The 7688-nt window shown below is 71.9% G+C and carries 7 protein-coding genes; 4 read left to right on the top strand and 3 right to left on the bottom strand.

Annotation, left to right across the window (positions count from 1 at the left end):
- A partial coding sequence (locus tag ABT294_RS17155; RefSeq protein WP_350806657.1) for a hypothetical protein occupies positions 1-366 on the top strand: 366 nt, incomplete at its 5' end.
- A gap of 38 nt (positions 367-404) precedes the next feature.
- On the opposite strand, the gene ftsL is transcribed toward ABT294_RS17155, so the two are convergent.
- The 3 genes from ftsL to mraZ all read right to left on the bottom strand — a co-directional run bounded on the left by ftsL (position 405) and on the right by mraZ (position 2510).
- On the bottom strand, positions 405-905 hold the full coding sequence (gene ftsL / locus ABT294_RS17150; RefSeq protein WP_350806656.1) for a cell division protein FtsL: 501 nt from the start codon (positions 903-905) through the stop codon (positions 405-407).
- Entirely contained in the window at positions 889-1860 is a 972-nt protein-coding gene (gene rsmH, locus ABT294_RS17145; protein ID WP_350806654.1) for a 16S rRNA (cytosine(1402)-N(4))-methyltransferase RsmH, read from the bottom strand. The genes ftsL and rsmH overlap by 17 nt, the downstream gene beginning before the upstream one ends.
- Positions 1861-2078: 218 nt before the next feature.
- On the bottom strand, positions 2079-2510 hold the full coding sequence (gene mraZ / locus ABT294_RS17140) for a division/cell wall cluster transcriptional repressor MraZ (protein WP_350806652.1): 432 nt from the start codon (positions 2508-2510) through the stop codon (positions 2079-2081).
- A gap of 397 nt (positions 2511-2907) precedes the next feature.
- Here mraZ and ABT294_RS17135 point away from each other — a divergent pair, with 397 nt between their 5' ends.
- Genes ABT294_RS17135 through ABT294_RS17125 form a run of 3 tightly spaced genes read left to right on the top strand, consistent with a single transcriptional unit; the run spans position 2908 to position 7633 of the window.
- Positions 2908-3957 carry an AAA family ATPase gene (locus ABT294_RS17135; protein WP_502912056.1) on the top strand — a complete coding sequence of 350 codons (1050 nt, stop codon included), beginning with the start codon at positions 2908-2910 and terminating at the stop codon, positions 3955-3957.
- A complete protein-coding gene (locus ABT294_RS17130; RefSeq protein ID WP_350806649.1) occupies positions 3954-5210 on the top strand; it encodes a DUF58 domain-containing protein in 1257 nt (418 codons plus the stop codon). Before ABT294_RS17135 ends, ABT294_RS17130 begins: the two co-directional genes overlap by 4 nt.
- Positions 5207-7633 (top strand): transglutaminase TgpA family protein, encoded by a 2427-nt coding sequence (locus ABT294_RS17125; RefSeq protein WP_350806648.1) that lies wholly within the window; start codon positions 5207-5209, stop codon positions 7631-7633. Before ABT294_RS17130 ends, ABT294_RS17125 begins: the two co-directional genes overlap by 4 nt.
- Positions 7634-7688 lie beyond the last annotated feature (55 nt).

Genomic DNA, 7688 nt, shown 5'->3' with positions numbered 1-7688 from the left:
GTCGCGCCCGTCCTGCGGGGCGCGCGCACGCGGGCCGTCACCATCACCGGGGCGGCCGCGCGCGGCGCCGCCTTCGTCGCGGGGGCGGCCGCGCGGGGCCTCGCCCTCCTCCTGGCGGGAACGGGGGCGTGGGCGGCCGGTGGGGTCCTGCGGGGGGCGGTTGCGGGGCGTGTCGCCCTGGTCGCGGCCGAAGGGGAGGTCCAGGGGGTCGGGACGCTTCCCGGCGTCACGCGGCGGGTTGTCGGGCGACGGCGGCCGGCCCGCCCCCTCCGAACGGGCCGAGCCGCCCTGCCGCCCTTGGCGTCCGGGACCTCCCGGCGTACGCCGAGCGGCGCCGGGCCCTCCCTGAGAGCCGGCGCCGCCTGAGCCGCGGCCGGGGCCCTGCCCCCTGCCGCCCGATTCCCTCACCGGCCCTGGTCCACCTGGTTGTTCGCACCGGGGCTGATGACGTGGATGGTGTCGTCGGGGTGCAGGCCCTGGTTCTCGGCCTTCTCCGCGACGGCGCCCGGCTGGGTGTCGATCTGGTTCTGCTGCCAGGCCGCCTCGTTCTGCTGGCGGGCGTCCGCGATCTCGTCGCGCAGGTTCTTCGCGGTGATCGAGTCCTGGGCCAGGACGGTGTTGAGCAGCAACAGGCTCACCAGGCCGCCGCAGAGCAGCCCGACGACGAGCAGCACGAACGGCGCGCGCTGGCGCCGCCGCACCACCGGACGCCGCCTGACGGCCGCCGGGGCGGGACGCGCGGCGGCAGGACGTGCCGTGCCGGGCTTCGGCCCCTCGGTCGACGGGCGTGGCCGCGGGATGGGCTTGGACTGGTGTGGCACTCCGGGCCTGCGCTGGCCGGTCTTGGGCACGTCGCCGCGGACGGGCGTACCCCGCCTGGTCTCCTGCTCAGTCCTGGTCGTCAACACGGATCCTCTCTGCCGCCCGTAGCCGGGCCGAGGCCGCCCGCGGGTTGCGGGCCAGCTCTTCTTCGCTTGGGAGCTCGGCTCCCCTCGTCACCAGGCGGAACCGCGGCTGGTGAGCCGGCAGCGGGACGGGCAGCCCGGGCGGGCTGGTGTCCCTGGTTCGCGCCGCAAGGACCTGCTTGGTGAGCCGGTCCTCAAGGGAGTGGTAGGAGAGCACGACCACTCGCCCACCGAGCGCCAGCGCGTCGAGTGCCGCTGGAAGCGCCGCCTCCAGGGCGGCGAGCTCCGCGTTCACCTCGATGCGCAGCGCCTGGAAAGTCCTCTTGGCGGGGTTGCCCCCGGTGCGCCGCGTCGCGGCGGGAATCGCCTGCCGGACGATCTCCGCGAGCCGCTTAGTCGACGTTATGGCCTCCTTGGCCCTTTCCTTGATGATTAGGGCCGCGACACGCGGTGCGAACCGTTCCTCGCCGTAATCGCGGAGGATGCGGGTTAGGTCCGCAGCGGAGTAGGAATTGACCACCTTCTCCGCGGTGAGTTCCTGCTCGGTGTCCATCCGCATGTCGAGAGGCGCGTCGTAGGAGTAGGCGAAGCCGCGCTCGGCCTCGTCGAGCTGCGGCGAGGAGACGCCCAGGTCGAACAGCACGCCGTCGACGGTGGTGCGGCCCGCGCGGGCGAGCACGGCGGCCAGTTCGTCGGACGAGGCGTGGACGAGTGTGGTGCGGCCGGCGAAGGGCGCGAGCCTGCGCGTGGAGAAGTCGATCGCGAACGGGTCACGGTCGATGCCGATCACGTGAAGTGACGGGTGCGCGGCGAGCAGGGCCTCCGAGTGGCCACCGAGGCCGAGGTTGGCGTCGACGACGACCGGCTCCGGTCCTGATAGCGCCGGAGCCATCAGCTCCATTACGCGGTCGAGCATGACCGGAACGTGACCGCCGGTGCCAGCGGTGTCGTGCATCTCCAAACCCCCCTCTCGCGTCCAGACTCGCGGATGACGCGTCCGGTGACCAATCGGATTTCCTGGGCCCCACCCCGGTGCCGCCCGGCCAGGTCCCCATCCGCACCCTCTTCGTGGACGCCCGCCATCTGACACCGGGGAAGGTGCATCAGCTGGCCGGCAGTGGTTGCGGGTGGAGACCTCGCCGAACGACATCACCGACGGATCGACCGTGGCTCCTACAAGATCCCTGGCAGCACCTCCTCCGACAGATCGGCGAACGCCTGCTCCTGCGCGTTGAGATAGGTGTCCCAGGCTTGCGCGTCCCAGATCTCCAGCCGGGTGTTGGCCCCGATGACCACGCAGTCACGTTCCAGGCCCGCGTACTGGCGCAGGCCCTGCGGGATCGTGACGCGCCCCTGCTTGTCTGGTTTCTCGTCGGACGCGCTGGCGAAGAAGACGCGGCTGTAGTCACGTACCGCCTTGGCGGTGACCGGGGCGGTGCTGAGAGCCTCGGTTATGCGCTGGAACTCCTCCACGGGAAAGACGTAGAGGCATCGCTCCTGGCCTTTGGTGATCACAAGACCCTCCGCCAGCTCCTCACGGTACTTAGCCGGCAGGAACAGCCGTCCCTTGTCGTCGAGACGCGGCTGATGGGTGCCGAGGAACATCGGCCCCACCTCCCGTGCCTAGTGAAGCGCTCGACGCTGGCGCACCGGGCCCTCCACTGCGCACCACCATACTCCACTTCTCTCCACCGTCAACTGATTCCAACCCTGTTCGCTGCCGGTTTGCTTCGCGTTACCGCAGGTCAGAGCGATGGGGCCGGGTGGGGGGCGGTGGGGGGCGGGCGAACCCTCATGGGCGTGTCGAGGGTTGGGAAGCCCGCGGAATTCGGGCTTCCCACGCTTCGGGCCGGTCCGCGTGGAGGAAAGTGGGGCGATCGCGGGCGCGCAGTGTCACAGGATTCGTACGGCTGTGCACCTAGAACGCAGACACTTCGCAGGTTCGGTGGAATATCAGCAAATGTCGCTCAAGAACCCGCAGCGTCGTAGGGTCGTACAGACAATGGAAAAGGAATGGCATGGCTCCCGCAATGGCATCCTCCCGCGGGACGGCCGCACTTCTCATGGAGGCCCGGTGGCAGTAACCCATGACGTCCCTCACCAGCTCGAGGAGCTGGTTTCCACTGCCCACCGGATCCGGCAGGCCATCGAAGGGGTGATCGAGGGCAAGAGCGACGCCGTCCGGCTCACGCTCACCGTGCTGCTCGCCGAGGGGCACCTGCTCATCGAGGACGTGCCAGGGGTCGGCAAGACCATGCTGGCCAAGGCGTTGGCGCGGTCCATCGACTGCCCGGTGCGCCGCGTCCAGTTCACGCCCGACCTGCTGCCGAGCGACATCACCGGTGTCAGCGCCTACAACCAGCAGACGCGCGAGTTCGAGTTCAAGCCGGGCCCCGTCTTCGCCAACATCGTGGTGGGCGACGAGATCAACCGCGCCTCCCCCAAGACGCAGTCGGCGCTCCTGGAGTGCATGGAAGAGCGCCAGGTCACCGTCGACGGCGTGACGTACCAGCTCGACGCGCCGTTCATGGTGATCGCCACGCAGAACCCCATCGAGATGGAGGGCACCTACCCGCTGCCCGAGGCGCAGCGCGACCGCTTCACCGCGCGCGTCGCGATGGGCTACCCCGAGCCCACGGCCGAGCTGGAGATGCTGGACGTGCACGGCGGCACCTCCCCGCTCGACAAGCTGGAGCCGGTGGCCACCACGGCCGAGGTGCGCGCCCTGATCGAGGCGGTGCGCGGCGTGTACGTCTCGCAGCCGGTCAAGAAGTACGCCATCGACCTGGTGGTGGCCACCCGCCACTCCCCCGACCTGCGCCTGGGCGCCTCACCCCGCTCGACGCTGCAGCTGGTCAGGGCCGCCAGGGCGCACGCCGCGCTGGCGGGGCGCGACTACGTCATCCCCGACGACCTGCAGGAGCTGGCCGTCCCGGTGCTGGCGCACCGGCTGCTGCCCAGCGTGGAGGCCCAGGGCCAGCGCCGCCTGCCCGAGCAGGTGGTGACCGAGCTGGTCAGGCGCGTGCCCGTGCCGGAGACGCGAGCGTCGTGAGAGCCGGACTGCGCGCGCTCACCTCGCGGGGCCGGTCGTTCCTCGCCTCGGGCCTGGCCGCGCTGCTGATGGCCGTGCTGCTCGGCGAGAACGACCTGTTCCGCATCGGGGTGCTGGTGACGGCGCTGCCGCTGCTGGCCGCGATGGTGGTCGCGCGGACGAGGTACCGGCTGAGCTGCGCCAGGCGGCTGGACCCGCCGCGGGCGGAGGCGGGCGGCGAGGCCACGGTGACGCTGCGGCTGGAGAACGTCACCCGGCTGCCGACGGGGCTGCTGCTGATCGAGGACACCGTCCCCTACGCGCTGGGGGTGCGGCCCAGGTTCGTGCTGGACAAGGTGGAGTCGCGGGGCGTCCGCGAGGTCGACTACCGGGTCCGCTCCGACCTGCGCGGCCGCTACACGATCGGGCCGCTGTCGGTGCGCATCGCCGACCCGTTCGGGCTGGTGGAGCTGACCCGCTCGTTCACGATCAGCGACACGCTGGTGGTGACGCCGCAGGTGGTGGCGCTGCCCCACGTGCGGCTGTCAGGCGAGTGGACGGGCGGCGGCGACAGCCGCACCAGGAGCGTGGCGGCGGCCGGCGACGACGACGTGGCGCCGCGCGAGTACCGGCAGGGCGACGACCTGCGGCGGGTCCACTGGCGTTCCACCGCCAGGCACGGCGAGCTGATGGTGCGGCGCGAGGAGCAGCAGTGGCAGAGCCGCGGCGCCCTCCTGCTCGACGCCCGCAGGTACGCCCACCGCGGTGAGGGCCCGCGCTCGTCCTTCGAGGTGGCGGTCTCGGCGGCGGCCTCGATCGGCGTGCACCTCGCCCACGAGGGCCTCGGCCTGCGCCTGGTCACCGACCAGGGCGCGGAGCACCTGACCGACTCCGGGCTGAGCTGGTCCCTGCTCGACACGCTCGCGGTGGTGCGGCACAGCGCCGCCCGCTCGCTGGAGCTCGGCATCAGCGCGCTGCGCCAGGGCGGCGGCGACGGCCTGATCGTGGCCGTCCTCGGCGCGCTCGACCCCGAGGAGGCCAGGGAGCTGGCCAGGCTCAGGCACAGCGGCGTCACCGCGGTCGCGGTGCTGCTCGACGTCGACACCTGGGACGGCGGCGAGCCGGACGCGGCGGGGAACTACCAGGCCGTCCAGGGCGTGCTCGCGGGCAACGGCTGGCGCATCGTCAGGCTGCCCGCGGGGGCCTCGATCGCGTCGGTGTGGCAGGACGCCGCCAACCGCGGCAGGTACGCGCTGTCGGGAGGTGCGGCATGAGGCTGTCGATCGCCTCGGCGGTGGCGACGTTCACCGCCGCCATCCTGCTCTACCCGCTCTTCCAGGGCGGGGCCTGGTTCTGGAGTTCCATGGGCGCGGTGCTCGTGGTGATGGCCGCCAGCCTGCTGAGCGGACGCCTGTCGCTGCCCCCGTGGTCGGCGCCGTTCCTGAGCGTGGCCGCGTTGTGGATCTACCTGACCGCGACGTACGTCTCCCATGAGGCGTGGGCGGTGGTGGTGCCGACCAAGGGCTCGGTGCTGGAGCTGGGCAGGCTGCTGGCCACCGGCTGGGCCGACATCCAGCGCTTCGCCGCCCCGGTGCCCGCCAACGCGGGCATCGCGCTGCTGACGACCGGCGGCGTGGGGCTGATCGCGATCACCGTGGACCTGTTCGCCACGCGGCTGCGGCGGGCGGCGCTGGCGGGGCTGCCGATCCTGGCGCTGGCGACCGTCCCGGCCACGATCCTGCCGGACCCGATCAGCTGGCCCGCGTTCATCCTCGCCGCTCTCGGTTTCACCAGCCTGCTGATCGCCGACGGGCGTGAGCGGGTGGGGCACTGGGGCAGGGCGGTGCTGGTGCGCCGGACCCGCGCATCCGCCGCCCTGTCGCCGGACACGCCGCGCGAGACGGCCGACACGAGCGGCCTGCGGCTGTCGGGCAAACGCATCGGGTTCGCCGCGATCGCGCTGGCCGTGCTGCTCGGCTGGGCGATGCCGCCGATGGAGCCGGTCTCGTTCTTCACCTTCGGCGTGGGCGGCAGGGGCTCGGGCAAGGGCAACTCGATCAGCATCCCGAACCCGATCGCGAACCTGAAGGGCCAGCTCGAACTGCCGGAACGGCGGACCGTCCTCACCTACACCAACAGCGACGACACGCCCCGCTACCTGCGGATCTACTCGCTCGACACCTTCGACGGCGAGCAGTTCGGCATGTCGGAGCCGAACGGCGCACCGGACAACAGGACGGACAACGGCCCGCTGCCCGCGCCGCCCGGCCTGGACCGGTCGACGAAGATCACCGACGTGGTGACCAGGATCAGCATCAGCGACGAGATCGCCAAGCTGTCGTTCCTGCCGCTTCCGTACCCGCCGACGCAGATCAACATCGACGGCGACTGGCGGGCTGACGTCAAGACCCTGATGGTCTTCTCCACCAGGGACGAGGCCGCCGGGATCGACTACGAGGTGGCCACCAGCGAGCCCGCGCCGACCCCTGAGCTGCTGCGGTCGCTGCCGCAGCCGAAGCCGGCGGCCGACGTGCGCTACCTGAAGGTGCCCGACAACCTCCCGCCGGAGATCAGGGACCTGGCGCTCAGGGTGACGAACGGCGCGAAGTCCAACTACGACGCGGCGGTGAAACTGCAGGAGTTCTTCACCAGGACCGGCAAGTTCACCTACAGCCTCAGGACGCAGGGCCACAGCAACTCCGCGCTGAAGGACTTCCTGCTGCGCAGCAGGGCCGGGTACTGCGAGCAGTTCGCCGCCTCGATGGCGCTGCTGGCCAGGCTGGTCGGCATCCCCGCCAGGGTGGCGATCGGCTACACGGGCGGCACCAAGCTGGGCGACCGGTGGCAGGTCGGCACAAACGACTCGCACTCCTGGCCCGAGCTGTACTTCGAGGGCGTCGGCTGGCTGCCGTTCGAGCCCACTCCGACCGGTTCGCTCGGCCAGGGCAGCGCCCGCGTCCCGGCCTACACGCAGCCGCCGGCCCCCTCCACGGGCGACGCCTCGACGCCGACCCCGGGCTCGACCAGCTCCGCGGAGGACGAGCCGCTCGGCCCGCAGAACCGGCGCAACCCGCGTGAGCTCGACCGCGAGGCGGGGCTCGCGCCCGCCGGGCTGCCTGCCGACGACTCGATGCCGCTGATCGGGAAGATCGGAATCGGCGCGGCCGGGCTGCTGCTGATCCTGCTGATCCCGGCGGGGATACGGCTGGTCACCAGGAACAGGCGGCTGCGCGCGCTGGCGTGGAAGGTGTCGGAGCCGTCGGACGAGGTGACGGCCCGCGTGGTGGCGGGCAGCCATCCGTCGGTGGCGGCGGCGTGGGCGGAACTGGACGACGCGCTCTACGACTACGGGATGGCCCGCCAGCCCAGCGAGACGCCCCGGGCGCTCGCCCGGCGGCTGACCGAGCAGTACGAGTTCGACTCCGAGTCGGCCGCGTCGATGGCGGCGATCGCGTCGGTGGTGGAGCGGGCGCTGTTCGCCAGGAATCCCGGCGAGATCGGGCCGCTCAAGAAGGACCTGCGCCGGGTGCGCCTGGCGCTGGCGGCGACCGTGTCACGCGGGCGGCGGCTGCGGGCGGTGCTGCTGCCGCCCTCGACGTTGCGCCGACTGCGCCTGATGGGCGAGCGGCTGCTCGACGGGTTCGACCGGCTGGAGAACATCAGGTTGCGCCGGACGGCGGCCCAGAAGGGTTCCTGACTCACAGAGCGATCGTGCGGTCGTCCCCTCCCGCGGAGGACGGCCGCACGATCGT

It is taken from the genome of Nonomuraea sp. NPDC000554, from assembly GCF_040300065.1.
Taxonomy (GTDB): Bacteria; Actinomycetota; Actinomycetes; order Streptosporangiales; family Streptosporangiaceae; genus Nonomuraea.
This window is presented reverse-complemented; position numbering and strand designations above follow the sequence as displayed.